The organism is Komagataeibacter sucrofermentans DSM 15973 (genome assembly GCF_040581405.1).
In the GTDB taxonomy this organism is placed as follows: domain Bacteria; phylum Pseudomonadota; class Alphaproteobacteria; order Acetobacterales; family Acetobacteraceae; genus Komagataeibacter; species Komagataeibacter sucrofermentans.
The window spans coordinates 268,816-292,787 of the sequence record NZ_CP137157.1 but is presented as its reverse complement, the minus strand read 5'-3'; the positions used below and the strand labels follow the sequence as shown (position 1 = coordinate 292,787).

Genomic DNA, 23,972 nt, shown 5'->3' with positions numbered 1-23,972 from the left:
TCCTTAACGCCCTTGTCGACAGGTTTGGGGGGCGTATAACCGGGTATAGGGGGCTGCGGCCTGCAACCAGCCCGAGAAGCGTTCTTTTTCGTTTTGGGGCGTTCAAGCGCTCCGATGCAGCATCTAACCAAGCGGGGTAATATTGTTTAAACGACGCAAGCCAGCAGACACCAAGCCACCCGCCCCCACTCCGTCCCCCGCGCAGCAGCCGGGCCGCCCGGTCATGGGCGGTGGTACCTCTCCTTCTTCTCCATCTGCCAGCAAGGAAAATACATCCATGGCCCGTCCGCCCTTCCCGCCCACGCCTTCCCCCTCGCCCGCGCCTGGCGCACGCCCCGGCGCGCCGGGTGCTGCGGCACCCGTCAAAAAGGAAAATGAGCGCCGCACCCTGGTGGTCGGGCGTGGCATCAGCGTGCAGGGCACCATCCAGGACGCCGAGCGCCTGGTTGTGGAAGGCACGGTCGAGTCCTCGCTGATCAATGCATCAGAGCTGCAGATCGCGCAGGGCGGCGTGTTCAAGGGCGAAGTCGAGGTTGAGGACGCGGAACTCGCGGGCACCATCGATGGCACGCTGACCGTGCGCGGCAGCCTGACCATCCGCTCCACCGGCCGCCTGCTCGGCAAGGCCAAGTGCCGCCGCCTGAAAGTGGAAGATGGCGGTCAGGTGACCGGCCAGCTGGAAATGATCACGGCCCCCGCTGCCCCGCAGGCCGCACCGGCTCCGGCAGCCCAGCCTGCAGCCCCGCGCCCCGCCAGCGCTGGTTGAGGCATGCTTTTCCGCCCGGCCTGCCCGGGCGGATACAAAAAACGCCAGAGGCAGCAATGCCCTGGCGTTTTTTTGTGCAGCAGCCTGCAAATGGCTGGCTCACATAAAAAGTTTCCGGGGGCCGTTTTCCGCAGCTTTTGACAAAAGCCCCACCAGAAACTTCTCTATGAACCGGAATTTTCTCCCGTAGAGGGGATCAGGCCACGTTATCGCGCCGGTCGCTGCGCAGCTTTACATAGGCAAGCTGCGCATGTTCGGCACAGTACGGCTTACCTGGCAGCGGGGTTGCTCCACAGAAGTGAAAGCCCGGCGTGCCCGGATCACCAAGCGGCCAGCAGCAGGACTGGCTGCTGCGGCGGCGCGGCTCGCTTACGGGGCGCAGCGCGGCGCGGGCGGCAGCACGGGCAGGCGCGCGGGCCGGACGGGCGGCGGGCGCTTCAGCCGCCGGTTCGGCTGCGGGAGCCGGGGTGACTGCCTTCGGCTCGGGGGCCGCGACAGCGGCCTTCACCAGCGCGGGTTCCTTTTCAGGCGCGGGCGGTGCCGCCACCACGGGCGCGGGAGCCGCTTCCTTTTTGGGAGCCACGGCAGCGGGCGGCGCAACCGGGGCGGCCTGTGTGGCGGCATCGGCAGGCGGCGTGGCCTTGGCGGCACGACGGATGGGCGATGGGCGGGGCTTGAGGCCAAGGCGATGCGCCTTGCCTACAACGGCATTTTTGGTAACAGATAACTGGCGGCCGATTTCCGCGGTCGATAATCCCTGCTGCCACAGATCACGCAGTCGCGCGATCGTCTCCTCTGTCCATTCCATCGCCATCGTTCTGCACTCCTTACGCGGAATGGAGCGAAACTAGGCGTATCTGCCATCTATCTCAACCGCAGAATGACAGAATCTTGTGGACAGTTCTGCCCATAACCTGTTTGCAACCCGTGTAAAACTGCCTGGGCGCGCTTGCTGGCTCACTCGTGGATCAGTTTGACCTTGCCATCCTCGACCCCCATGGTCAGCCCACCCGCCTTGAGTTCACGCGCCAGCTTGCCAAACACCGTATTGCGCCAGCCGTGAAAAGCGGGGATATCCGCCGCGTCATCCAGCGCGAAACGGTCCAGATCCTCAGATGACGCCACAAGCTTCGGGGCCACGCGATGGGCCTCGCAGCAGGTGGCCAGCAAGACCTTGAGCAGGGCGATCAGCGCCGCTGACGGGCGCGGCGCATCCTTGCCCCGCCCCTTGGGCAGGCGCGGCAGGTCGGCTTCCGGTATGGCCTGGGCCTCGGTCACGGCCTCAAGCAGGGATTGCCCGCTGCGCCCTTCGGCAAACCCGCGCGAGACGCCGCGCACGCGGGCCAGCGCATCGACCGTATCGGGCGCCGTGGCCGCGATTTCCATCAGGCTTTCATCCTTGAGCAGGCGCTGGCGCGGCACGTTGACGCGCTGGGCCTCGCCCTCGCGCCAGGCCGCCACGGCGCGCAGGATGCCGAGCATGCGGCGGTTGTTGGTGCGCGGGCGCATCTTCTCCCACAGGGTCAGCGGGTCGGGGCGGAAGGTGGCGGGATTGTTCAGGATGTCCAGTTCGGCTGCAACCCAGTCAAGACGGCCCTCGCGCTCGAGTTGCGCCAGCAGTTTTGCATAGACCAGCCGCAGGTAGGTGACGTCAGCCGCCGCATAGCCGATCTGGGCGGGCGAGAGCGGGCGTGCCGACCAGTCGGAAAAGCGATGTGACTTGTCGATCTGCACACCCAGCAGCGACGAGACGAGATTGTCGTACCCCACCTGGTCGCCATAGCCTGCCACCATGGCCGCGACCTGGGTGTCGAACAGGGCGGCGGGCAGGCGGTCGAACAGATGCAGGAAGATTTCAAGATCCTGCCGCGCGGCGTGAAAGACCTTCACCACTGCCGCGTCATCAAGCAGTGCCCCAAGGCTGGACAGGTCGATGCCGGGGGCGATCGTGTCGATCACCACGACCTCGTTCTCGCCTGCCAGCTGCACAAGGCACAGCTCCGGCCAGTACGTGCGCTCGCGCACGAATTCCGTGTCAATGGTTACAAACGGCTCCTGGCGCAGTCGCGCGGTTACAGCCTCAAGCGCCGCCGTGGTGGTAACCAGCACAGGAGCGGGAAATTCGGGTCGGGATACACGTGCCATTCCGTGCAGTTATCATGGCAGCACCGGGTTGCGGAAGCGGGGAAAACCACATGCCCCCTTCCCGCATTTCCATTGACGCCCCCCAACGCCTTGCGGCATCAGCCCCCTATCCCTTTTTTCATTGCTGACGGACCCGCCCATGACCGCGAACTCCACCCCAGATGATGGCAGCCAGTTCCTGACGCAGCTCGGCCAGAACAGCGCCCAGCCCGCAAGCCCCGAGGAAGCCCGGCTCGAACGCGTGCCCGCCCCCGACCGTGGGCGGCACTACGTGGTGCGTTTCACCGCGCCCGAATTCACCTCGCTATGCCCGGTTACGGGACAGCCCGATTTCGCCCATATCGTGATCGACTACATTCCCGATGAATGGATTGTGGAGAGCAAGTCGCTCAAGCTGTTCCTGACCAGCTTCCGTAACCACGGCGCCTTCCATGAGCGGTGCTCGATGCAGATCGCCATCACGCTTGTCGATCTGCTCAAGCCGGTATGGCTGCGCATCGGGGCCTACTGGTACCCGCGCGGCGGCATGCCCATTGATGTGTTCTGGCAGACCGGTGCGCCGCCTGAGGGCGTGTGGATTCCCGCGCAGGACGTGCCCGGCTATCGCGGGCGCGGCTGAACGCCCGTTTCATAATAACAAAAGTTTTGGGGTGCTGCCTTTTTTCAAAAAGGCGGCATTCTTTGAATGCTTTTTGAAAAAAGCTTCACCAAAAACGTCTTGTTGTGCGCCCCAAAACACAAAAAGCGCCCATAAGGGCGCTTTTCATGTCCGGCAATACGCCCGCCCCCATGCAGGAAGCGGACGCAGGCTGGCTATGGTGTCAGAGCGACATGCCCGGGATGGCGGACTGCGCCGCCTCGATCTCGGCCCGGGCCGACTGCATCTTGCCCATGAGGATATCGAGCGCGGGCACGTTCATCTTGTCCGCTTCCTCATAGGATTTTTCCAGACCCGCCAGGCGGGCTTCCGCATCGTCAACCGACAGGTCTTCGAGCTTGGTGGCCCGGTCGGCAAGGATGGTGCAATGGCTTGGCGCGATATCGGCAAAGCCGCCCGCCACGAAGAAGCGATGCGTCACCACATCGCCTTCATAGATGTCAACCACGCCACCGCGCAGCGTCAGCATGAGCGGGGCGTGATCGGGCATGGCCGCGATGTCGCCTTCCGCCCCCGGCATGACAGCCATATCAGCGTCATGCGCGAACAGGACTTTCTCCGGGCTGACAATCTTGACCTTAATGGACATGGTCTCTTTTCCTTGCGTCAGGGGCCGGGGTTCAGGCCGATTCCTTCATTTTCTCGGCCTTGGCCACCGCTTCCTCGATCGCGCCGACCATGTAGAAAGCCCCTTCGGGAAGGTGATCATATTCACCTGCCACGATCGCCTTGAACGAACGCACCGTGTCTTCCAGCGAGACCAGCTTGCCCGGAGCGCCCGTGAACACTTCGGCCACGTGGAACGGCTGGGACAGGAAGCGCTGGATGCGACGGGCGCGGGCCACGATCAGCTTGTCGTCTTCCGACAGTTCATCCATGCCGAGAATGGCGATGATGTCCTGCAGGGACTTGTAGGTCTGCAGGATACGCTGCACGTCACGCGCCACCTGGTAGTGCTCGTCACCCACGATCTTGGGGTCGAGCGAGCGCGAGGTGGAATCCAGCGGGTCAACAGCCGGGTAGATGCCCATTTCCGCGATGGAACGGTTCAGCACCGTGGTCGCGTCAAGATGGGCGAAGGTTGCGGCAGGCGCCGGATCGGTCAGGTCATCGGCGGGCACGTAAACGGCCTGCACCGAGGTGATCGAACCCTTCTTGGTGGAGGTGATGCGCTCCTGCAGGGCGCCCATTTCCGTCGCCAGTGTGGGCTGGTAGCCCACGGCGGAGGGAATGCGGCCGAGCAGCGCGGACACTTCGGCACCAGCCTGCGTGAAGCGGAAGATGTTGTCCACGAAGAACAGCACGTCCTGGCCTTCAACGTCACGGAAGTATTCCGCAACCGTCACGCCGGACAGCGCCACGCGGGCACGGGCCCCCGGCGGCTCGTTCATCTGGCCATAGACCAGCGCCACCTTGGAACCTTCGGTCGAGTCGCCATCAAGCTTGATGACGTTCGCGTCCTGCATTTCGTAATACAGGTCGTTACCTTCACGGGTACGCTCACCCACGCCGGCAAAGACCGACACGCCGCCATGCGCCTTGGCGATGTTGTTGATCAGTTCCTGGATGATGACGGTCTTGCCCACGCCAGCACCACCGAACAGGCCAACCTTGCCGCCCTTGAGGTAGGGGCAGAGCAGATCGACAACCTTGATGCCCGTGGGCAGGATCTCGGTGGCGGCGGCCTGCTCGTCAAAGGCCGGGGCGGCGCGGTGAATCGGCGCGCGGCCTTCGCACTTCACGGGGCCACGATCATCGATCGGCTCGCCGATGACGTTGAGGATACGGCCAAGCGTGCCCGGGCCAACCGGCACGGTGATCTGGCTGCCGGTGGCGGCCACTTCCGCGCCACGGGTCAGGCCATCGGTGGTATCCATGGCAATGCAGCGAACTTCGTGTTCGCCGATTTCCTGCGCCACTTCGAGCACCAAGGTCTGGCCATTGAGCTGAACGTGCAGCGCATCGAGGATATGCGGCAGCGTACCCTCGAACTGTACGTCAACAACGGCGCCGCGGACCTGGGTCACACGACCAACGACATTGCTTTTGGGCGCCTGCGTGGAGACAGGAGCCTCTTGAGTTGTGGTTTCCGACATGGGACAGCTCCTGTGAGCGTGACGATCGATCCTCAGACAGCCTGGGCGCCCGAGATGATCTCGATGAGTTCATTGGTGATGTTGGTCTGGCGCGTACGGTTGTACTTGAGCGTCAGACGATCGATGGCCTTGCCAGCGTTACGCGTCGCGTTATCCATTGCCGTCATCCGCGCGCCGTTCTCGCCCGCCGCCGTTTCCAGCATAGTGGCATAGATCTGCACCTGCAGGTTGCGCGGCAGGAGGCTTGACAGCAGCGTGCCCTCATCGGGCTCGAATTCATAGGCCGCGACCTGTGCGCTGTCCGCGTTGTCATTTTCCGGCAGGGCGAGCGGAATAAGCTGCATTTCCGTCGGTGTCTGGGTCATGACGTTGCGGAACTGGTTGTACACCAGCGTGCAGACGTCAAACTCACCCTTTTCGAGCAGGGATGAAATCTGCTCACCGAGTTCAGCCGCGGCGGAGAACGGAATCTCCTTGCCCGCCGCCAGATGGCGGTGGCCGATGATCAGGTCCGAAAAATCACGCGACAGGAAGTCGTATGTCTTGCGGCCCACCGGCAGGATCTTGACGGTCTTGCCCTCGGCCTGGAGCCTGAGCACCAGGTTGCGGGTCGTGCGGTTGATGTTGGAGTTGAACGCACCGGCCAGACCACGGTCGCTGGACATGGGCACCACCAGGTGCACCTTGTCCTGCCCCGTTCCGGTCAGCAGCGCGGGCTGTCCGCCTTCGCCCGCCACGCTGCGGGCCACTTCGGCCAGCATGCGGCGCATTGCATCGGCATAAGGCCGGGCGGCGGCTGCGCGGGTTTCAGCCCGACGCAGCTTGGCCGCTGCCACCATCTTCATTGCGCTGGTGATCTTTCGCGTCGATTTGACGCTACCGATCCGTGCGCGCAGGTCCTTCAGGGAAGCCATGGTTGCCCGATCTTCCTCAGTTGGCGAACTGACGGCCGAATGTCGTCAGGAAATCGTTCAGGCGGCTTTCGATATCCTTCGTCAGCTGACGCTGGGTCCGGATCGATTCCAGGATATCCTTGCCCGATGTGCGAACATCATCGAGCAGGCGCTTCTCGTAGCTGGTCACTTCGGCAACCGGCACGGCGTCGATGTAGCCACGCGTGCCAGCGTAAAGCACCACAACCTGCTCCTCGACCGACAGCGGCGAGGTTTCGGGCTGCTTGAGCAGCTCGACAAGGCGCGCGCCACGGGCAAGCTGCTTCTGGGTCGCGGGGTCGAGATCGGAGGCGAACTGCGAGAACGCCGCCATTTCACGATACTGCGCCAGCTCGAGCTTGATCTTGCCCGCAACCTGCTTCATCGCCTTGATCTGCGCTGCCGAACCCACGCGGGACACGGAACCACCCACGTTCACGGCGGGGCGGATGCCACGGTAGAACAGGTCGGTTTCAAGGAAGACCTGGCCATCGGTGATGGAGATCACGTTGGTCGGGATATAGGCGGACACGTCACCGGCCTGCGTCTCGATCACCGGCAGGGCGGTCAGCGAACCCGCGCCGAACTTGTCGGACATCTTGGCCGCACGCTCGAGCAGGCGCGAATGCAGGTAGAACACATCGCCGGGATAAGCTTCGCGGCCCGGCGGGCGACGCAGCAGCAGCGACATCTGGCGGTAGGCGACAGCCTGCTTGGACAGGTCATCATACACGATCAGGGCATGCATGCCGTTATCGCGGAAGTATTCGCCCATGGAGCAGGCGGCATACGGCGCCAGGTACTGCATCGGCGCCGGGTCGGACGCGGTGGCGGCCACGACGATGGAGTATTCCATCGCGCCGGTCTCTTCCAGCGTGCGCACCAGCTGCGCAACCGTCGAGCGCTTCTGCCCGATGGCGACATAGATGCAGTAGAGCGACTTGCTCTCGTCACCGAGCGCGTTGACGTTCTTCTGGTTGACGATGGTGTCGATCAGGATGGCGGTCTTGCCGGTCTGACGGTCACCGATGATCAGCTCGCGCTGGCCACGCCCGATGGGCACGAGCGCATCGATCGCCTTGATGCCGGTCTGCATCGGCTCACTGACGGACTGGCGCGGCATGATGCCGGGCGCCTTGATTTCCGCGCGCTTGCTGATGACTTCACCCACGAGCGGGCCCTTGCCGTCGATCGGGTTGCCGAGGCCATCGACCACGCGGCCGAGCAGCGCCTTGCCGGTGGGCACTTCAACCACCTTGCCGGTGCGGGCGACGGTGTCGCCTTCACGCATTGCGCTGTCATCGCCGAAGATGACAACGCCGACATTGTCATTCTCGAGGTTGAGCGCCATGCCCTTCTGGCCGCTGGCGGGGAAGTCCAGCATTTCGCCAGCTTCGACATTCTGCAGGCCGTAGACACGGGCAATGCCGTCGCCAACCGACAGGATGGTCCCTGTCTCGGCAACGTCAGCGGCCTTGTCGAACGTAGCGATCTGCTGCTTGAGGATATCCGAAATCTCGGAGGGGCGGATTTCCATCACGCGGCTCCCTTCATGGCATGGTGCAGGCGGGTAAGGCGGGATCTGAGACTGGTGTCATACAGGCGGGCGCCAACGCGCACGACCAGACCGCCCAGCAGGGCCGCGTCAACACGCTCCTGGATATTGACTTTGGAATAGCCGGCCTCGGCAAGGCGGCTGCGAAGCTGGACACGCTGCAGGTCGGTCAGGGGGTGAGCGGATACGACATCCGCCACCACTTCCCCGCGCCGGGCCGCAGCGATAGCCGCCAGCGCGGCAAGAATCTCACGCAGGCGCGGAAGGCGGCGGTTATTCGCCACCACGCCAACAAAATCACGCATGAGGGGGCTGAACCCCTCGGCGTTCAGCACGGCATCGACCGCCCGTGCGCTGTCGCGCAGGTCAAGCGTGCGGTCCGCAAGGGCGGTACGCAGGTCGGCACTGCCGTCGATCAGGCTGGCCAGGGCCGTTGCCTGTTCCAGAACAGGATCAAGCTGCTGGCGTTCAGCCGCAAGCTCATAGAGCGCCGTCGCGTAACGACCGGGAAGGCCATTGGCAATGGAGGCGATCGGTATTGAGGTCGTTCCACCCGAATCCACTGTCCGCTTTTCCAATCCAGAATCTTGATTCAAACACAAGCCGCCTGCCCGGAAACCGAGGCCCCGTGCGCTGCTGGCGCGGCTCTAGCACGCAGCGTAAACACACGCAACAGACAGGCGGCCCGCCGGCGTTGCACAACGCCACACGACCGCCCATTTTCGCGCATATGGATACGCCCCTACCAGAGGTTGGCGGGATCATACATGCCGCGCGCCTTTTCGGAAACAGGAAAGCGCCGGTTTTGTCGCCTCCCGGTGCGATGCGCTGGCGGGAATGGCGGCCAAGGTATGCGTATTATGCATATCAATAATGCATTATGCCGAATCAAGCAGCGCCGCGACCGCCTGGGCGCTGCGTCGCGCACGGAGTCCGGTCGAAACCAGCCCCAGCGCCGCGATGCAGCCCGCCCCCACCGCCATGCTCCACCACACCGCATGGGTGGCGTGAGGAAAGGCGCCCCACTGCACCACTTCACCACGCACGCTTGACGCACTCATCGCGCCGCCAAGGGCGATGCCGAGCAGCGCGCCCACCTGCCGGCTTGTCGAGGCAATGGCCGCCGCCACACCCGCCTGCGCGCGCGGCATGCCGGAAATGGCCGCATTGGTAATGGGCGCGTTGCACAGGCCGAACCCACACCCGCACAGCCCGTAGGAGGCAAGCAGCAGGCCCAGCGGGGTGGTTACGTCCAGCCCTGTCAGCAGCAGGGCGCCCGCGCCGAACCCGATGGCGGAAAGCAGCAGCGGCAGCCGCGCGCCATACCGCCCCGTCAGCCGCCCCGAAAGCGGCGCGCACAGCATGGAGCCTGCTGCGAAAGGCAGCGTGCACAACCCGGCATGCAGGGCATCAAGCCCGCGCACATCCTGCAGGTAAAGCGTGTTGAGGAACAGGAAGGCACTGAACATGGCGAAGGCCAGCACGGCGATGATGATCGCCCCCGAGAACGGCCACGCGCCAAAAAAGCGCAGGTCGATCAGGGGCGTCACGCCACGACGCTCGACAATGACAAACCCCGCGACCGACAGCGCCCCGAAGCCGAGAAAGCCGGAAATGGCGGGCGATGACCAGCCGTAATTATGCGCCTCGATCAGCCCCGAGGTGATCATGGCCAGCGCCACGATGGCCAGCAACTGCCCCGGCGCGTCAATGCCGCGCCCGCGGCCACCCCGGGATTCGGGCACGAAGCGCAGCGTCAGCCCGATGGCCAGCAGCCCGATCGGCACATTGACCCAGAACACCGCCTGCCAGCCCACCCAGTGCACCAGCACGCCACCCACCACCGGCCCCAGCGCCAGCGCAACGCCGGATGTGGCGCCCCATGTGCCAATGGCCTGCGCCCGCGCCCGTGGCTCCACATACACGCTTGTCAGGATGGACAGCGCCACGGGGTTGAGCATCGAGCCGCCGATTCCCTGCACCGCGCGCGCGAACACCAGCATCTCCACGCTCCGCGCCAGCCCGCACAGGGCCGAGCCCGCGCAGAACAGCGTAATGCCGATGAGGAACATCCGCCGCCGCCCGAACCGGTCGGCCAGCGTGCCCACAAGCAGCATCAGGCTGGCCACCATGAGGGTGTAGGCATCCACTACCCATTGCAGGGTGGAAAAACCGCCATGCATCTGCGCGCGGATGGAAGGCAGCACGACATTGACCACCGTGACATCCATCATGACCAGCAGCAGGCTGAGGCAGCAGGTGGCCAGCACCACGCGCGGATGGAGGGTCGGAGAACCGGTCAATGCCATTGAAATCACCCCTGCCCCATCACGCCGCGCCGGGCAGCCCGCGCCCGAATCCGGTCAGGGCCGATAACGGATTTTATTGTATGGGGATCATGGAGCGGGCGAAGGGAATCGAACCCTCCTCAGAAGCTTGGAAGGCTACTGCATTACCACTATGCTACGCCCGCCCATAAGGTTGGCCCATCCATACCGTTTCCGCCCTTTGTCGCGCAAGCCCATAAAGGCGTGCGGGATGCCAAACGCACCAAACTTGTATTTTTATGGGCACGCCCTCTTGACTTTCGGCTCGGTTCATACTTTTTTCCGCTTCCTGTGCCGGGTTCGCATGGACGACCCGAAACGGCGCGGCAGATGCCACGCCATGTGTTTCGGGCCTTCGCAGGCGGCTTTGCAGGGGTGTAGCTCAATTGGCTAGAGCGCCGGTCTCCAAAACCGGAGGTTGCGGGTTCGAGACCCTCCACCCCTGCCATTCTTCCGGTCGGGCATTCCCCTTCCGGCCTGGCACCCGATGGGTCGGGCCACAATGGTCCGCACCGGTTCTTAGGCCCCGCACCGGCTGGTTCATCCGGTTGGTGCGCCGTGGCGTTGCAGGAAGGGTATTTCGTGTCGGTCAGTCCCGCGAAATTTGTTGAAGACGTTCGGGCCGAGGCCAGGAAAGTCACGTGGCCCACACGACGCGCCACCCTGATGACAACGGGTGCGGTGCTGGCCATGGCCGGTCTTGCATCGGTTTTCTTTTTCCTCGTCGACGAGGTGATCGGCCTTGCCGTACGGAAACTCTTCGGACTGGGAGGCTGAGTTCAGCCATGGCCAAGCGGTGGTATGTGATCCACGTCTATTCGGGCTTCGAGAAGAAGATTGCCCAGCACATCACGGAACAGGCCGCCCAGAAAGGGCTGGCTGACCATTTCGGTGAGATCCTCGTCCCTTCGGAAGAAGTGACGGAAGTGCGTCGTGGCCAGAAGGTCAATGCCGAGCGCAAGTTCTTCCCCGGTTACGTGCTGGTCAACATGGAACTGACCGATGAGGCGTGGCACCTGGTCAAGGACACGCCCAAGGTGACCGGCTTCCTCGGCAGCAAGACCCGCCCCACGCCCATCCCCAAGGCTGAAGCCGAACGGGCCATGAAGCAGGCGCAGGAAGGTGTCGAGCGGGTCCGCCCCTCCGTTACCTTCGAGATCGGCGAGCAGATCCGCGTGGCCGATGGCCCCTTCACCTCGTTCAACGGCACGATCGAGGAAGTGGACGAAGAGCGCGGCCGCCTGAAGGTCAGCGTTTCCATCTTCGGCCGCTCCACCCCGGTCGATCTGGAATACAGCCAGGTGGAGAAGGTCTGAGCCTTCTCTTCCTGCTGAACTGAAAAGCGCCTCCGGGCGCTTTTTTTATGCCCTGACGGCTGCGAACCTTCGCCAGCCCCAACTTTTATTATTTATGAAGAGCGGGTTGCGGCGCGGGCGGCAGGGCCACAAGGCGCGCAGCCGCCATATCCGCCACCTGTCCGGTCAACTGGCTGAGCGAGGCCACCATGGCCCGCATGCCACTACCTGCTGGCGTGGCCGTTAACGCCAGTGGCACCGACAGGGCATGCCCGGGGTCACCCGCGCGGTGCACCGACAGGCTGCCCGCCAGATGCACGATGCCCGTGGCATCACGCGCGAAACGCGTAATCTCGATCTCGACAAACCCCTGCGCGGGTGCGCTCGTGGCGTCGTTCTGGGCAAATACGCTCACGCCAGGCAGGCGCTGCTGCAGGTCGGTGGCCAGCACATGGCCAAGCATGGGGGCAAGCGGCTCGCTCCATGCCGCCCCCGCACTCGGTGTCACGCTGTAGTCATCCTGCACGCCCACAATGCTCTGCCGGTCAAGCGAGGGCGAAACGCCGGGCGTGCGCACCTCGATCACCGCAGGTACGCCTGCGCCAGCACTGCCTGCCTGGGCTGCGGGCACGGGGGCCAGCGAGTACAGCGTGGGGTCGGTCGACCCGCAGCCGCCAAGTGCGAGCAGCGATGCAACCGCCATGCCTGCGGCCACGGGCCGCGTGGACTGTATGAAATGCCAGAAGGGGCGTTGCATGCTCTTATCGTCCCGTAATCAGTGCCGAGGGGTGGTGGGTCAGGAAGTCTGACAGGAAGCGCAGCGAGCGCGCGGCATCGTTAAGTTGCAGCATCATCTGCTGCAGGTTGCGCTGGAAGTCGGTATCGCCGCCATAGCTCGACAGCACCGAGTTGGCGCTCTTGAGCGTCTTGTCCATGCCGGTCAGCAGTTGCGGCATTTCGGTGCGGGCATCATGCGATATGACCTGCAGGTTCTGCAACGAACTGCGCAGCGCGGTCAGCGCCTGCTTGGTGTCGGGGCTGTTGATGCGGGCATCGGCATGGGCCAGCAGGCTGTTCAGGTTCTCGCCCATCTGGGTCAGCGGCATTGCGGCAATCTTGTCGCTCACCACCGAAAGCGAATCCATGATGCCCGACATGCCGCCCGCCTGGCCGGGAAGGACCATGGCATCGCCTTCCATCTCGACCTGCGCGGGCGTTGCGTTCTTCACGAAGGACAGCCCGATTTCGGATTCGCCGGTCAGCATGCTGGTGCTCTGCACCGAAGCCCGCAGGCCGGACGCCACCTGCATGCGCAACAGCCCGGCCAGCGCATCAGGGGGCACCTGCCGGTTATCGAGCACGCGCTCGGGCTGGAGCTCCATGGCCACACGCACATGCGCCTTACCGGTGGCGGGATCGACCTGCAGCTTCACGTCATCAATCATGCCGACCTGAATGCCGAACATGGTCAGGCGCCCCCCCTTGGTCAGCCCCGTGACCGAACTGGTCAGGTACGTGACAAGCGGAATGCGCTGGCGGTAGCCCGCGCTATTGGCCTCCTCCGCGCTGTCATAAAGCTGGAAGGCGGTATCCGGCCCGGCAGTGGGGGGCAATGTGTTCTTCTCGTTGCGTTCATCGGGCGGATCAAAGGCCACCCCGCCCGAAAGCAGCGCCTGAAGCGACTGGAGCTTGACCTTGAGCCCGCCCGGCCCAAGGCCCACCTGCACGCCCGATACGTTCCAAAAGCGCGTGGTGCTGCGCAGGTAGCTGTCATAGGGGGCCTGCACGAAAATCTGCACCTTGATCGGCCCGCGCCCTTCGGGCGGCATGGTGTAACCGAGCACCTCGCCTACCACCACGTCACGGAAGAAGATGGGCGCGCCCTGCCCGAGCGAGCCGAGCGACTGCGTGATGAGGGTATAGGTATGGCCCGGCTGGTCGGAACGCACGCCTGGCGGCGATTCGAGGCCGGTGAAACGGGTGGTGTAATGCCCCCCCGCCTCGCCTGCATCCATGGCGATGTAGGCGCCGGACATGACCGTTTCCAGCCCTGTAACACTCGCGCCATTGATGCGCGGGCGCACGACCCAGAAGCGGGCGTGGTCGGTCAGCATGCGCCCGGCTGCCGCCGTCATGCGCACGCGCACCTCGACATGATGCAGGTCATCGCTCAGCCTGATGGAATCGACCGTGCCGAGCGGAACCGCCTTGTTCTTGACCTCGGTCTGGCCGCTGGTCAGGCCATCGGCGGTATCGAAGCTGATGACAATCAGCGGCCCGCGCCCGGTCAGCCCGCGCCAGCCCAGATAGCCCGCGATGATGATGGCCACGATCGGCACAAGCCACACGACCGAGAAACGGTACCGCCGCGTCTGGGCCTGTGGCACGTCGCCGCTGGAATTGCCGGGAGGAAAATCGTCATTCACGCCAGATCTGGCTCCATGCTGGCCGGGCGTGTTTCCGCCGGCGAAAGGGAAGAGGCCGGGCCATCGTGATCAACCGCCACCACCACGCGCGGCGGCAGGCCATCGGTCACCGGGCCGTTGCGCCCTGCCGCATCCCACATGATGCGCGGGTCGAAGCTCCAGGCAGCCAACAGTGTCAGGATCACGACGGCGGCAAACGCCACCATCCCGGCATTGGCCGTGACACTGGCCATGAAATTGAACCGCACCACCGCCACCAGGATCGAGATCATGAACACGTCGATCATCGACCACCGCCCCACCATGTCAACCATCCGGAACAGCCGCGTGCGCGCCACGAGGCGCCCGCGCGCGCCGCGCCACGTCTGGATGATCATCCACCCCAGGCTCGCGATCTTGAGCATGGGCACGGTGATGGAGGCGAAGAACACCAGCAGCGCCAGCGGGATCATGCCACCAGCCCACAGTTCGAGCGCGCCTTCGATGATGGTATGCCCACCCCCGCCGCCCATGCGCGTGAACGTCATGACCGGGTAGAGATTGGCCGGAATATAGAACACGACCGCCGCAATGAGGAAGGCGGTGGTGCGGGTGAGCGTTTGCGGCAGGCGGCGCCAGACCCTGTGCTCGCAGCGCGGGCACAGCCCCACGCAATGCAGGTTCGAGACCGGGTGCGCCAGCTCCCCCACCAGCCCGCATGAACTGCACGCCACCAGATGATCGACCGGCGGCATGCCGATGTCATCCACATGCGCGTAATCCACTGCCACCCTGCCGCCACCTTCGGCGCGGGTCAGGGAATCGATGCGGCGATGCTGCCAGATCATTTCGGTATCGAGGGTCGAATCGGTGGCCGCCATGGTCAGCATCAGCGCGCCGATCAGGTACACCGCAGGCCCCACATCCACATGCGCCATGTCGGTCAGCTTGGTGTAGGCCACGAAGATGCCAAGGATGTAGACCTCGACCATCGACCACGGCCGCAGCTTGTCATACCACACCAGAATACGTGGCCCCCAGTCGGGCAACTGCGGGCGGGAGGCGGCGTACAGGATGGCGAACATGAACCCGATCGCCACCGCGGGTGCCAGCACGGTCACGGCACCCACCAGAATCCCCGCCTCGCCCCAGCCTTCATGCATGAGTTCCATCGGCCCGGTCAGCAGGTCCACGGTGCGCTGCCTGCCATACACGTCCAGCGTCATGAGCGATGAGGCGAGGGCGGCGAGGTAGAACGCCGCCGAGCTGATGCAGAAGGCCAGCGGCGTGGCAAGCGGCGCCGTGCGCCGCCTGCGCGCAAGCTTCTGCCCGCAGCGCGTGCACAGGGCCTGCTGGCCGGGCGCGAGTTCGGGCAGGCGCTGGTACAGCCCGCAGCCGGGACATTCCGACAGGCCGCCAATAATGCGGATATGGGGCACGGGGCCGATGCCCGCGTCATCACAACGCATCTGCCGGGAGGAAAATGACATGCTCATCTGGCCCCCACCATATAGACCAAATTAAAATGGGGAATGCCGCATTTGATATATTGCATCATGTCAGCCCATCGTTTATCAGACGCCACAGGTTTGCCGACATAGCTCAGGGGTAGAGCAACTGATTCGTAATCAGTAGGCCCTCGGTTCAATTCCGAGTGTCGGCACCACCTACCTCCTTTGAAATCATTGATTTTATTAATGTTCCCCAGCTATCGCAAGCCACCTTGCGCCGTGGCGGGGTAACAGGAGAGGGTCAGTATCCCTGACTGCTGGCCCCGGGCGATCCGCACATTTCCGACTGCCGTACAGGCCACAAAAAAAGGCGACACCGTTCCCGATGCCGCCTCTTTTTTTCTGAGAACAGTCGCCGTTCTTGATCTCAACGAACCGTCATCGTCCTTCATTCCACGTACGCGGGCCTGCCACAACAGGCGCGACCGCACGTTTGGCTGACCTCACGCCATCGTGGCCCCTGGCCTATTTCTCGGCAAACGGGTCGAAGTCGCCATCGTTTTCACGCACGCTCCACCAGCCTTTGTTCCAGTCCTCATAGGCGGGCAGGGTTTCATCATAGGGGTTTTCGATCAGCGGCTCGCCCTTGGTGGCGGCTGCCTTGCCCTGTGCAAAGGCGTCGGGCGGGGTCTGGTCGGTCATGTCGGTTCCTGACTTGTGTGCCTGGCAATGCGGCAGGCTTACACCATGCGCGCGCCCCCCGCAGCCCCGCATGGCGGAAGGGGGTAATGCGCTGGGCGCAGGTGTTGGGGCGCGATTGTGCGCGGGCCGCCATACATCGTAGGATACGTGACCGCCTCTGCGCGTTATGGGATAAGGGCGCTGGCATGGGCGCGTTTCCGCCCGCCAGGGACTGATATCCGTCAAGAGATTTTAGGGAAGAACGACACCTATGAACGTGAAGCTGTTTGCATCGCGCCGCGTGGCGCTGGCGCTGGCCACCGTGGTTGCGGGCGCGTCTGCTGCCGCAATGCCCGCCATGGCGCAGGCCCCGGTCATCGTGGGCAACCAGACGGCGACCGCCACGGTCGAGAGCGTGGACCACGACGCGGGCATGATCCTGCTGCGCGACAAGACAGGCAACCTCGATACCGTGCGCGTCGATCCCGACCTGCGCGCCAAGCTGCCGGTGCTCCACCCCGGCGACAAGATCGGCCTGCGCATTGTCCGCACCATTGATGCTTCCATCGCGCCTCCCGGCGCGCCGCTGCCGGAATCGACCGAAAACGCCGCCGGCACCCGTACCGGGCCGCACCCGCATGGCATGATGGTGTCCTTCAAGCGCGAGCGCGTGAAGGTGACCGGCGTGGACACCACCCGCAACCAGGTCGTGTTTGTCGACCCCGATGACATCACACGCGTGGTGCTGGTGCGCCAGAAGGCGATGCAGGACTTCCTGAAAACCCTCAAGCCCGGTGATGAAGTCGACACCACGGTGATGGATGCGGTGTCGTTCTCGGTGCTCAGCCGGCTTCCGTCCTGACGGCGGCCAGCGGCGGCCGGTGGGCGGCGGGGTAATCCTCCGCCCATTGCAGCGGGCCGCGCTGGTCAAGAAAACCGGGGATATCCTCGATGATCCGCGCCGCCTGCTCAAGGCAGGCCATGGCCTCGACCTGGGCCGCGGGGCGCAGGGTCAGGGCATCGGGCGGGCACAGTATGGTGGCCGCCCGCCGCAGGCTCGCCGCCGTGAGCAGCGGGTTGTGCGACAGTTCGCTAAAGGTATCCAGCGCATCATAGATCGCAGCCTGCTGCGCGCCCATGATGTCGGGGCTGCCCGCGATGGTGCGGATGCGCTCGATCAGCCGCCCGAGCGAAAGCGTGGCGAGCGCCGCATCGATATATTCATGCATGCTGGCGGGCCGGGCGAAGAACGACAGCCGCATGGCCAGCCGGATCACCTTCTGCAGTTGCAGGTTCTCCCATACCAGCCATTCCTTGCCCTGCCTGCGGCCTGACAGCGCCAGCCTGTGCAGGCTGCGCGTGAGCGACATGACCAGGCGGGCGGCATCGAGCCGGTGGTTGGGCGGCAGAATCACGCGAAAGGACAGCACCAGCATGATGCAGCCCATGAACAGCGCCATCCAGCCATTGAACAGGCTGATGTCGTTATAATAATGGATCGGGTTGTTGACCTGCAGCATCACGGTCGAGAACACGCCGTATCCAAAGCCCCCCACGCCGAATTTGGGGTGGAACTGCAGCCACACGCCGGGCAGCAGCATAATGCACAGCGAGAGCCACAGCAGCGGGTAGCCATCGATCTGCGGTAGCAGGAAAATATGGCACAACAGCCCCGCCGGTATGCCCAGCGCCGTGCCCGCCGCCATCATCCCCGCGGCCCGCGAGGCCGAAGGCAGGGTGGAGAGCAGGCTCGCCGCCGCCACCACGTACAGCATCATGGTCGGCCCCGCCGTCCAGTGCAGTACGTACCAGATCAGCGTGGCCAGCAGCGTGATCAGCGCCCCGCGGGCCGCGTTGCGCAGCGCGGTGGGCCATTCCAGATAGGGTTGCAGCCGCAGCCTGCGACCGGCGCTGCCCCGGCGCGAGAGATCCTGCAGGGCCGTGTCGATCTGGCCAAGCAGGTCCTGTATGTCATCCAGAAACAGGAGCGAGCGGGGCGAATGGGTCGCGCGCGCCTCATCGATCATGATGGCCCGCGCGTGCTGGATGCGCGCGCAGCCCTGCGTCCACATCGCCTCCAACGCCTGGTCTTTCGTCAGGTCCAGCAGGGTGTGCAGCATGGCCACGATCTCGCCATGCACCGCGCGGTCCTGCTCCGTATCGGCGGGGGTGATGGTGTGGGGGTGATACGAGGCCACGATGCCCGAAAGCCGCGCCAGCCCTGCCCGTATTTCGCGCTGGCGCACGCTGATGTCGTAATTGTCGGCCGCTGCGTATTCCACCGCGTCCGACAGGCGGGCGATGCGGGTGAGCATGGCGGCGCGGCTGTCATGAAACGTGGAAGGCAGGGCGCGGAACGTGCTGCCGGGCGGCGCATCGGCGTTCTGCGCGGGCACGTTGCTGTAGCCCTGGTGGAAGGCCAGGATATAGTTGACCGTATCACGGAACAGGCCGTGGATCTGGATGAACAGCGTGTCCGACCGGCGGGGCGAGGTGACCATGAACACCGCCGCCGTGGTGACAATGCCCACCACCACGGCAGCCAGGCGCGACATGGCGGAGAGGAAGATGCCATCGGGGTTGTCAAACGCCGGGGCGGAGATGATGACAATGGTATAGCCGGTCAGCACGGCGGCATAGGCGCGGAACAGCCGCAGGAAGGTGGCCGCCATGCAGGCCAGCCCCACCACCACTGACAGCCCCATGAAATACAGCACCGGCGACTGCACGAACACCGCCATCAGCCCCACGCTGATCGTGGCCCCGATGATGGTGCCGATGATGCGCCACACGCTCTTGGAAACCAGCGCCCCCACCGTGGGGTTGGCCACGATCATGACCGTGGTGACCGAACTCATGGGCGACTGGAGCTGGAACGAGAAGGCCAGGAACAGCGCGATCCCCACAGAAAGCAGCGCGCGCGCGCTGAACGCCGCGGTGGTGCGCGTGGCGGCCCATTGGGCATCATCGGAGAAAATGCGCTTCAGGCTGGACAACATTGGGCGAAAAACTCCCGGCAGCGGCGTAGGGGCTACCTGATAAACCCGGCGGAGGGAAGAGCAGCGAATACGAAGCCGGAATTTATTGTATGACAATTAGTGTCATGTCAATTATATTGATGCTATCGGTTCTGCCGCTGGGCAGCCATCTCCATAAACGGTCATGATTCCGCGCGCCCTGCGTGTTATCGCGCGGCAGGCGCCGTGGCCGCGGCCTGACCAACCAGCACAGGGAATGCTCATGACCGACCGTTCGCCACTGCCCGATATCGAGGGCACGGGTTTCCAGGACATGCGAATGACCTTCCTCACCATGCGGCTGGCCAATACCTGGCGGCTGGTGCTCGACCGCGCCCTGCGGCCTGACGGCATGAGCATGGCGATGATGCGCCCCCTCGCCTACCTGATGATGCTGCCCGATGGCGTAAGCCAGCGCGCGCTCGCCCATGCCATGAACACCGACAGCTCGGCCCTGGTGCGCGTGCTCGACCTGCTGGAAGACGAAGGACTGGTCGAACGCCGCCCCGACCCCGCCGACCGCCGCGCCAAGACCCTGCACCTGACCACGCGCGGCACGCGCAAATGCGCCGCCCTGCACCAGACCTGCGCGGGCATGGAGGCCCGCGTGCTCGATGGCGTGGGAACAGACCGGGTGCAGGCCATGATGGATGTGCTGGCCGAGGTGCTGCGGCAGGCGGAGGACGTGCTGCGCGAGGAAGAGGCCGCGCCCTGTGGCGATAACATGCCCTGAACTGATGTACATCAGTTCACTGTGCGCCCGGGTTGTATAGAAGATAGGGTTCTGGTGTCCCTAGCATTGGCTTTAAAGGTTTCATCCATGATCGTATTGCTCCACCCCGTTGCGACCGGCCCGTGCTTTGCGGGCAGCATGGGGCCGATGGCATGAAGTGGCGTGACGCAGCGATTGGCGCCGGGCTTGTCGTGGTGGCCGTGGGCTGTGGCGCGGGGTGGTACGTGGTGCAGCACCGGGGCGAACTGCCGCCGGGGCTGGCGCGCGCCAACGGGCGGCTGGAACTCGCCCGCATCGACGTGGCGGTGAAATATCCCGGTCGCGTCACCGAACTGGATTTCAACGAGGGCGATACGGTCGCCGCCAATCAGGTCCTGGCGCGCGAGGATGACATCAGCGCCCGCGCCAGCCTCGACGCCGCGCGCGCCCACCTGCGCGCAGCCCAGGCCGACGTGGCCCGCGCGCAGGCCGAGCGCGATGCGCGGCAGGCCACGTTGCACCTTGCACAGCACGACATGGACCATGCGCAGACCATGTTCCGCCAGCACCTTGTCTCTGACATGGAACTGACCCAGCACCAGACCAATCTCGACACCGCCACCGCAGGGGCAGAGGCCGCCGGGCGTGCGGTCGATGGCGCACAGGCCGTGGCCGATGCAGCGCAGGCGCAGGTGGCGCAGGCCCAGTCCGCCGATGATGACATGACCATCCGCGCGCCCGTGGCGGGAAGGATCGAATACCGCATCGTGGAAAAGGGCGCCGTGCTGCCCGGTGGCGGCCGCGTGGCCTCGCTGCTCAATCCGGCGGATATGTACCTGACCGTGTTCTATCCAGCCCAGCAGGCAGGTCAGTTGCATGTGGGCGATCAGGCGCGCATTGCCCTTGATGCGCTGCACCAGCAGGTCATTCCCGCCACCATATCCTTCGTCTCGCCCGAGGCGCAGTTCACCCCCAAATATGTCGAGACCGCAACCGAGCGCGACAAGCTGGTCTATCGCGTCAAGCTGCGCGTCAGCCCCGAAACGGCGGCACGTTATGGCAGCGTGCTCAAGGCGGGCATGACGGGCGATGGCTACGTGCGCACCGATCCCGCCACCCGCTGGCCCGCGAGCCTTGACGTAGCCGATGCCCCGCAATGAGCGAGGCCGCGCCCCATAGCCCGCCGGGCATCCGCATTGCCGGGGTCACGCACCGCTACGGCGCGGTCACGGCGCTGGCGGATGTGACGCTGGACCTGCCCGCAGGCACCACCATCGGCCTCGTGGGGCCTGATGGCGTGGGCAAGTCGACCCTGCTCGGGCTGATTGCGGGCGTGCGCAAGCTCCAGTCGGGCCGACTGGATGTGCTGGGCGCTGATATAGGCGACCGCCACGCCCGTGAGGCGTTCCTGCCGCGTGTCGCCTTCATGCCGCAGGGGCTGGGGCGCAACCTGTATCCTACCCTGTCGGTGTGGGAGAACATCGACTTCTTCGCCCGCCTGTTCGGCATGGATGCCCGCGAGCGCGATGCCCGCATCCAGCGCCTGCTCGATGCCACGGGCCTTGCCCCCTTCCCCGACCGCGCGGCGGGCCATCTTTCGGGCGGCATGAAGCAGAAGGTCAGCCTGTGCTGCGCGCTGGTGCATGACCCCGACCTGCTGATCCTTGATGAACCCACCACGGGTGTCGATCCGCTCTCGCGCCAGCAATTCTGGACACTGGTGGACCAGTTGCGCCGCGAGCGACCAACCATGAGCGTGATCGTCTCCACCGCGTATATGGAGGAAGCCGAGCGCTTTGCATGGCTGGTGGCGATGGATGACGGCAAGGTGCTGATCAGCGACCAGACGCAGAAGGTGCTCGAGCACACGCACACCACATCGCTGGAGGCGGCATATATCTCGCTCCTGCCCGAGGGCAAGCGGCAGGAGGCCAGTGGCTTCGTCATTCCGCCCTATGCCGATCCCGGTGGCCCGCCCGCCATCGAGGCCGCGCACCTGACCCGCCGCTTTGGCAGCTTTACGGCGGTGAGCGACGTGAGCTTCACCATCAGCCGCGGCGAGATCTTCGGCTTCCTTGGCTCCAATGGCTGCGGCAAGTCCACCACCATGAAGATGCTGACCGGCCTGCTCGATGCCAGCAGCGGCACGGCCAGGCTGTTTGGCGAGCAGATCACGGCGGGCGACATGAAAACCCGCATGCGCATTGGCTACATGTCGCAGGCGTTCTCGCTTTATGAGGAACTGACCGTGCGGCAGAACCTCATGCTGCAGGCCCGTCTTTACCGCATTCCGGCAGCACAGGCCGCGCAGCGCGTGGCGCAGGCCATCGAGTCGTTCGAGCTGACGGCCTGCGCCGATGTCAGCCCCGCCTCCCTGCCGCTTGGCATCCGCCAGCGCCTGCAACTGGCGGCGGCCTGCATCAACAACCCCGAAATCCTGATCCTTGATGAGCCGACCTCCGGCGTGGACCCCGCCGCGCGCGACATGTTCTGGCGGCACCTCATCCGCCTGTCGCGTCAGGATCATGTCACGATTTTCGTCTCGACCCATTTCATGAACGAGGCGGCGCGGTGCGACCGCATCTCGCTCATGCACCGGGGCCACGTGCTGGCCGTGGGCACGCCCGCCGAACTGGTGAAAAAGCGCAACGCGTCCAGTCTCGAGGCCGCCTTCATCGCCTACCTTCAGGATGCCGAGGCCGCGACCGATGCGCAGGAACACGCGGCCGCGCCCGCGCGCCAGAGCGCGGCGCGCACGTGGTGGCACGCGCTGGGCGGCAGGCTGGCGGCGCGGTTCGGCACGTTGGGCGGCGCGTGGCTGCCGCGTGCCTGGGCCTTTGCCCGGCGCGAGGGGGTGGAACTGCTGCGTGACCGCCTGCGGCTGACCTTTGCCCTGATCGGCCCGCTGATCCTGCTGGTGGTGGCGGCCTCGAGCATCTCGTTCGATGTGGAAGGCGTGCGCTTTACGGTTGATGACCATGACCGCACCACCATCAGCCGCGACCTGATCGACAGTTTTCGCGGCTCCACCTATTTCCACGAACTCACCCCGGTGGCGGATGCCGATGCGCTTGACCGTGACATCCGCAATGGCCACGCGCAGCTTGCGCTCGACATCCCCGCAGGCTTCGCGCGTGACCTCGAGGCCGGACGCAGGCCCGAGATCGGGGTCATCATTGATGGCGCGGTGCCGTTCCTCGCGGCCAATGTGCGCGCTTACGTGACCGGCGTGCTGGCCGGTTATGCCGCAACGCTTGGCCGCGAGATGCCGCAGGGCGCGGTCATTCCCATCACCGTGGAGCCACGCTTTTCCTACAATCAGGAATTCCGTAGCATCTACGCCATGACGCCAGGCGTGATCATGCTCGCCCTCATCCTCATCCCCACCATGCTCACCGCCCTTGGCGTGGTGCGCGAGAAGGAGGTGGGCTCCATCGTCAATCTTTACGCCTCGCCTGCTTCAGTGGGGCAGTACCTCATGGGCAAGCAGGCGCCTTACGTGGCGCTGGCCACCATCAGCTACTTCATGCTGGTGCTGGTGGCCGTGGTGGTGATGGGGGTGCCGCTCAAGGGGTCGCTGCTGGCGCTGAGCGTGGGCGGCGTGCTGTTCGTGCTCTCGGCCACCGGGCTGGGGCTGCTGATTTCCACCTTTGTCAGCTCACAGGTGGCGGCCATTTTCGGCACGTCCATCATCTGCCTGATCCCGGCGGTCAACTTTTCGGGCCTGCTGTACCCGGCTTCCACGCTTACGGGCATCAGCCGCCTCGTGGGCCTGGGCTTTCCCGCCGCGTGGTACCAGCTCATCAGCCTGGGCTGTTTTACCAAGGGACTGGGGGTGGCAAGCTTCGGGCCGATGTATCTGGCGCTGGGCGGCTTTGGCGCAAGCTACATGCTGGCCGCCCGCCTTCTGCTGAAAAAACAGGAAGCCTGAT

At 64.7% G+C, this 23,972-nt stretch carries 21 protein-coding genes and 3 tRNA genes; 10 read left to right on the top strand and 14 right to left on the bottom strand.

What is annotated here, in order from left to right:
* Positions 1 to 277: 277 nt before the first annotated feature.
* The gene (locus R5N89_RS01440; protein ID WP_110567997.1) at positions 278 to 766 is read left to right on the top strand and encodes a polymer-forming cytoskeletal protein; all 489 of its coding nucleotides are present in this window, start codon (positions 278 to 280) and stop codon (positions 764 to 766) included.
* Positions 767 to 962: 196 nt separating this feature from the next.
* Here the strand turns inward: R5N89_RS01440 and R5N89_RS01435 are convergent, their stop codons facing one another.
* Together R5N89_RS01435 and rnd are read right to left on the bottom strand one after the other, a co-directional pair.
* Positions 963 to 1,580 (bottom strand): GcrA family cell cycle regulator, encoded by a 618-nt coding sequence (locus R5N89_RS01435; RefSeq protein ID WP_110567996.1) that lies wholly within the window; start codon positions 1,578 to 1,580, stop codon positions 963 to 965.
* 143 nt (positions 1,581 to 1,723) lie between these two features.
* Complete coding sequence (rnd, locus tag R5N89_RS01430) at positions 1,724 to 2,911, bottom strand: ribonuclease D (RefSeq protein ID WP_110567994.1); 1,188 nt, start codon at positions 2,909 to 2,911, stop codon at positions 1,724 to 1,726.
* Positions 2,912 to 3,050: 139 nt separating this feature from the next.
* Between rnd and queF the strand changes: the two genes are divergently transcribed.
* On the top strand, positions 3,051 to 3,530 hold the full coding sequence (gene queF, locus R5N89_RS01425; RefSeq protein ID WP_110567992.1) for a preQ(1) synthase: 480 nt from the start codon (positions 3,051 to 3,053) through the stop codon (positions 3,528 to 3,530).
* A gap of 202 nt (positions 3,531 to 3,732) precedes the next feature.
* On the opposite strand, the gene atpC is transcribed toward queF, so the two are convergent.
* The 7 genes from atpC to R5N89_RS01390 all read right to left on the bottom strand — a co-directional run bounded on the left by atpC (position 3,733) and on the right by R5N89_RS01390 (position 10,625).
* A complete protein-coding gene (gene atpC, locus R5N89_RS01420; protein ID WP_110567990.1) occupies positions 3,733 to 4,158 on the bottom strand; it encodes an ATP synthase F1 subunit epsilon in 426 nt (141 codons plus the stop codon).
* 31 nt (positions 4,159 to 4,189) lie between these two features.
* On the bottom strand, positions 4,190 to 5,665 hold the full coding sequence (atpD, locus tag R5N89_RS01415; protein WP_078525102.1) for a F0F1 ATP synthase subunit beta: 1,476 nt from the start codon (positions 5,663 to 5,665) through the stop codon (positions 4,190 to 4,192).
* Between the two features lie 32 nt (positions 5,666 to 5,697).
* The gene (locus tag R5N89_RS01410; protein WP_110567989.1) at positions 5,698 to 6,579 is read right to left on the bottom strand and encodes a F0F1 ATP synthase subunit gamma; all 882 of its coding nucleotides are present in this window, start codon (positions 6,577 to 6,579) and stop codon (positions 5,698 to 5,700) included.
* Between the two features lie 16 nt (positions 6,580 to 6,595).
* Positions 6,596 to 8,134 (bottom strand): F0F1 ATP synthase subunit alpha, encoded by a 1,539-nt coding sequence (atpA, locus tag R5N89_RS01405; protein WP_110567987.1) that lies wholly within the window; start codon positions 8,132 to 8,134, stop codon positions 6,596 to 6,598.
* Positions 8,134 to 8,730, bottom strand: a complete 597-nt coding sequence (gene atpH, locus R5N89_RS01400; RefSeq protein ID WP_110567985.1) for an ATP synthase F1 subunit delta — start codon at positions 8,728 to 8,730, stop codon at positions 8,134 to 8,136. Before atpH ends, atpA begins: the two co-directional genes overlap by 1 nt.
* A gap of 300 nt (positions 8,731 to 9,030) precedes the next feature.
* Positions 9,031 to 10,461 (bottom strand): MFS transporter, encoded by a 1,431-nt coding sequence (locus R5N89_RS01395; RefSeq protein ID WP_208624648.1) that lies wholly within the window; start codon positions 10,459 to 10,461, stop codon positions 9,031 to 9,033.
* A gap of 90 nt (positions 10,462 to 10,551) precedes the next feature.
* Positions 10,552 to 10,625: transfer RNA gene (locus tag R5N89_RS01390), tRNA-Gly, on the bottom strand.
* Positions 10,626 to 10,850: 225 nt separating this feature from the next.
* Here R5N89_RS01390 and R5N89_RS01385 point away from each other — a divergent pair.
* From R5N89_RS01385 to nusG, 3 genes are all read left to right on the top strand, one after another.
* Positions 10,851 to 10,927: transfer RNA gene (locus R5N89_RS01385), tRNA-Trp, on the top strand.
* A gap of 134 nt (positions 10,928 to 11,061) precedes the next feature.
* Positions 11,062 to 11,256, top strand: a complete 195-nt coding sequence (gene secE, locus R5N89_RS01380; protein WP_007397644.1) for a preprotein translocase subunit SecE — start codon at positions 11,062 to 11,064, stop codon at positions 11,254 to 11,256.
* A gap of 8 nt (positions 11,257 to 11,264) precedes the next feature.
* Positions 11,265 to 11,795 carry a transcription termination/antitermination protein NusG gene (gene nusG / locus R5N89_RS01375; protein ID WP_061275675.1) on the top strand — a complete coding sequence of 177 codons (531 nt, stop codon included), beginning with the start codon at positions 11,265 to 11,267 and terminating at the stop codon, positions 11,793 to 11,795.
* An 88-nt stretch (positions 11,796 to 11,883) separates the two neighbouring features.
* Here nusG and R5N89_RS01370 read toward each other — a convergent pair whose 3' ends face one another.
* From R5N89_RS01370 to R5N89_RS01360, 3 genes are read right to left on the bottom strand one after another with little or no spacing between them, the layout of a single operon-like run.
* On the bottom strand, positions 11,884 to 12,531 hold the full coding sequence (locus R5N89_RS01370) for a membrane integrity-associated transporter subunit PqiC (protein WP_110567983.1): 648 nt from the start codon (positions 12,529 to 12,531) through the stop codon (positions 11,884 to 11,886).
* 4 nt (positions 12,532 to 12,535) lie between these two features.
* The gene (locus R5N89_RS01365; protein WP_110567981.1) at positions 12,536 to 14,200 is read right to left on the bottom strand and encodes an intermembrane transport protein PqiB; all 1,665 of its coding nucleotides are present in this window, start codon (positions 14,198 to 14,200) and stop codon (positions 12,536 to 12,538) included.
* Positions 14,197 to 15,675 (bottom strand): paraquat-inducible protein A, encoded by a 1,479-nt coding sequence (locus R5N89_RS01360; protein ID WP_110567979.1) that lies wholly within the window; start codon positions 15,673 to 15,675, stop codon positions 14,197 to 14,199. The genes R5N89_RS01365 and R5N89_RS01360 overlap by 4 nt, the downstream gene beginning before the upstream one ends.
* A gap of 95 nt (positions 15,676 to 15,770) precedes the next feature.
* Here R5N89_RS01360 and R5N89_RS01355 point away from each other — a divergent pair.
* Positions 15,771 to 15,845: transfer RNA gene (locus R5N89_RS01355), tRNA-Thr, on the top strand.
* A gap of 310 nt (positions 15,846 to 16,155) precedes the next feature.
* Here R5N89_RS01355 and R5N89_RS01350 read toward each other — a convergent pair.
* Positions 16,156 to 16,332: a hypothetical protein gene (locus tag R5N89_RS01350; RefSeq protein ID WP_167400839.1), complete on the bottom strand. Its 177-nt coding sequence runs from the start codon at positions 16,330 to 16,332 to the stop codon at positions 16,156 to 16,158.
* Positions 16,333 to 16,582: 250 nt separating this feature from the next.
* On the opposite strand from R5N89_RS01350, the gene R5N89_RS01345 reads away from it, so the two are divergent.
* Complete coding sequence (locus R5N89_RS01345; protein ID WP_110567977.1) at positions 16,583 to 17,173, top strand: preprotein translocase subunit YajC; 591 nt, start codon at positions 16,583 to 16,585, stop codon at positions 17,171 to 17,173.
* Here R5N89_RS01345 and R5N89_RS01340 read toward each other — a convergent pair.
* Positions 17,154 to 19,310: an FUSC family protein gene (locus R5N89_RS01340; protein ID WP_110567975.1), complete on the bottom strand. Its 2,157-nt coding sequence runs from the start codon at positions 19,308 to 19,310 to the stop codon at positions 17,154 to 17,156. The genes R5N89_RS01345 and R5N89_RS01340 overlap by 20 nt on opposite strands.
* A 241-nt stretch (positions 19,311 to 19,551) precedes the next feature.
* On the opposite strand from R5N89_RS01340, the gene R5N89_RS01335 reads away from it, so the two are divergent.
* The 3 genes from R5N89_RS01335 to rbbA all read left to right on the top strand — a co-directional run bounded on the left by R5N89_RS01335 (position 19,552) and on the right by rbbA (position 23,971).
* On the top strand, positions 19,552 to 20,061 hold the full coding sequence (locus tag R5N89_RS01335) for a MarR family winged helix-turn-helix transcriptional regulator (RefSeq protein ID WP_244192110.1): 510 nt from the start codon (positions 19,552 to 19,554) through the stop codon (positions 20,059 to 20,061).
* Between the two features lie 152 nt (positions 20,062 to 20,213).
* The gene (locus R5N89_RS01330) at positions 20,214 to 21,200 is read left to right on the top strand and encodes an HlyD family secretion protein (protein ID WP_110568083.1); all 987 of its coding nucleotides are present in this window, start codon (positions 20,214 to 20,216) and stop codon (positions 21,198 to 21,200) included.
* Positions 21,197 to 23,971 carry a ribosome-associated ATPase/putative transporter RbbA gene (gene rbbA, locus R5N89_RS01325; protein ID WP_110567973.1) on the top strand — a complete coding sequence of 925 codons (2,775 nt, stop codon included), beginning with the start codon at positions 21,197 to 21,199 and terminating at the stop codon, positions 23,969 to 23,971. The genes R5N89_RS01330 and rbbA overlap by 4 nt, the downstream gene beginning before the upstream one ends.
* Position 23,972 lies beyond the last annotated feature (1 nt).

Excerpts from the sequence above, each read along its gene's own strand:
- R5N89_RS01440 (WP_110567997.1), top strand. The coding sequence starts at position 278 with ATGGCCCGTCCGCCCTTCCCGCCCACGCCTTCCCCCTCGCCCGCGCCT.
- R5N89_RS01435 (WP_110567996.1), bottom strand. The coding sequence starts at position 1,580 with ATGGCGATGGAATGGACAGAGGAGACGATCGCGCGACTGCGTGATCTG.
- rnd (WP_110567994.1), bottom strand. The coding sequence starts at position 2,911 with ATGGCACGTGTATCCCGACCCGAATTTCCCGCTCCTGTGCTGGTTACC.
- queF (WP_110567992.1), top strand. The coding sequence starts at position 3,051 with ATGACCGCGAACTCCACCCCAGATGATGGCAGCCAGTTCCTGACGCAG.
- atpC (WP_110567990.1), bottom strand. The coding sequence starts at position 4,158 with ATGTCCATTAAGGTCAAGATTGTCAGCCCGGAGAAAGTCCTGTTCGCG.
- atpD (WP_078525102.1), bottom strand. The coding sequence starts at position 5,665 with ATGTCGGAAACCACAACTCAAGAGGCTCCTGTCTCCACGCAGGCGCCC.
- R5N89_RS01410 (WP_110567989.1), bottom strand. The coding sequence starts at position 6,579 with ATGGCTTCCCTGAAGGACCTGCGCGCACGGATCGGTAGCGTCAAATCG.
- atpA (WP_110567987.1), bottom strand. The coding sequence starts at position 8,134 with ATGGAAATCCGCCCCTCCGAGATTTCGGATATCCTCAAGCAGCAGATC.
- R5N89_RS01395 (WP_208624648.1), bottom strand. The coding sequence starts at position 10,461 with ATGGCATTGACCGGTTCTCCGACCCTCCATCCGCGCGTGGTGCTGGCC.
- nusG (WP_061275675.1), top strand. The coding sequence starts at position 11,265 with ATGGCCAAGCGGTGGTATGTGATCCACGTCTATTCGGGCTTCGAGAAG.
- R5N89_RS01370 (WP_110567983.1), bottom strand. The coding sequence starts at position 12,531 with ATGCAACGCCCCTTCTGGCATTTCATACAGTCCACGCGGCCCGTGGCC.
- R5N89_RS01360 (WP_110567979.1), bottom strand. The coding sequence starts at position 15,675 with ATGAGCATGTCATTTTCCTCCCGGCAGATGCGTTGTGATGACGCGGGC.
- R5N89_RS01350 (WP_167400839.1), bottom strand. The coding sequence starts at position 16,332 with ATGACCGACCAGACCCCGCCCGACGCCTTTGCACAGGGCAAGGCAGCC.
- R5N89_RS01345 (WP_110567977.1), top strand. The coding sequence starts at position 16,583 with ATGAACGTGAAGCTGTTTGCATCGCGCCGCGTGGCGCTGGCGCTGGCC.
- R5N89_RS01340 (WP_110567975.1), bottom strand. The coding sequence starts at position 19,310 with ATGTTGTCCAGCCTGAAGCGCATTTTCTCCGATGATGCCCAATGGGCC.
- R5N89_RS01335 (WP_244192110.1), top strand. The coding sequence starts at position 19,552 with ATGACCGACCGTTCGCCACTGCCCGATATCGAGGGCACGGGTTTCCAG.
- R5N89_RS01330 (WP_110568083.1), top strand. The coding sequence starts at position 20,214 with ATGAAGTGGCGTGACGCAGCGATTGGCGCCGGGCTTGTCGTGGTGGCC.
- rbbA (WP_110567973.1), top strand. The coding sequence starts at position 21,197 with ATGAGCGAGGCCGCGCCCCATAGCCCGCCGGGCATCCGCATTGCCGGG.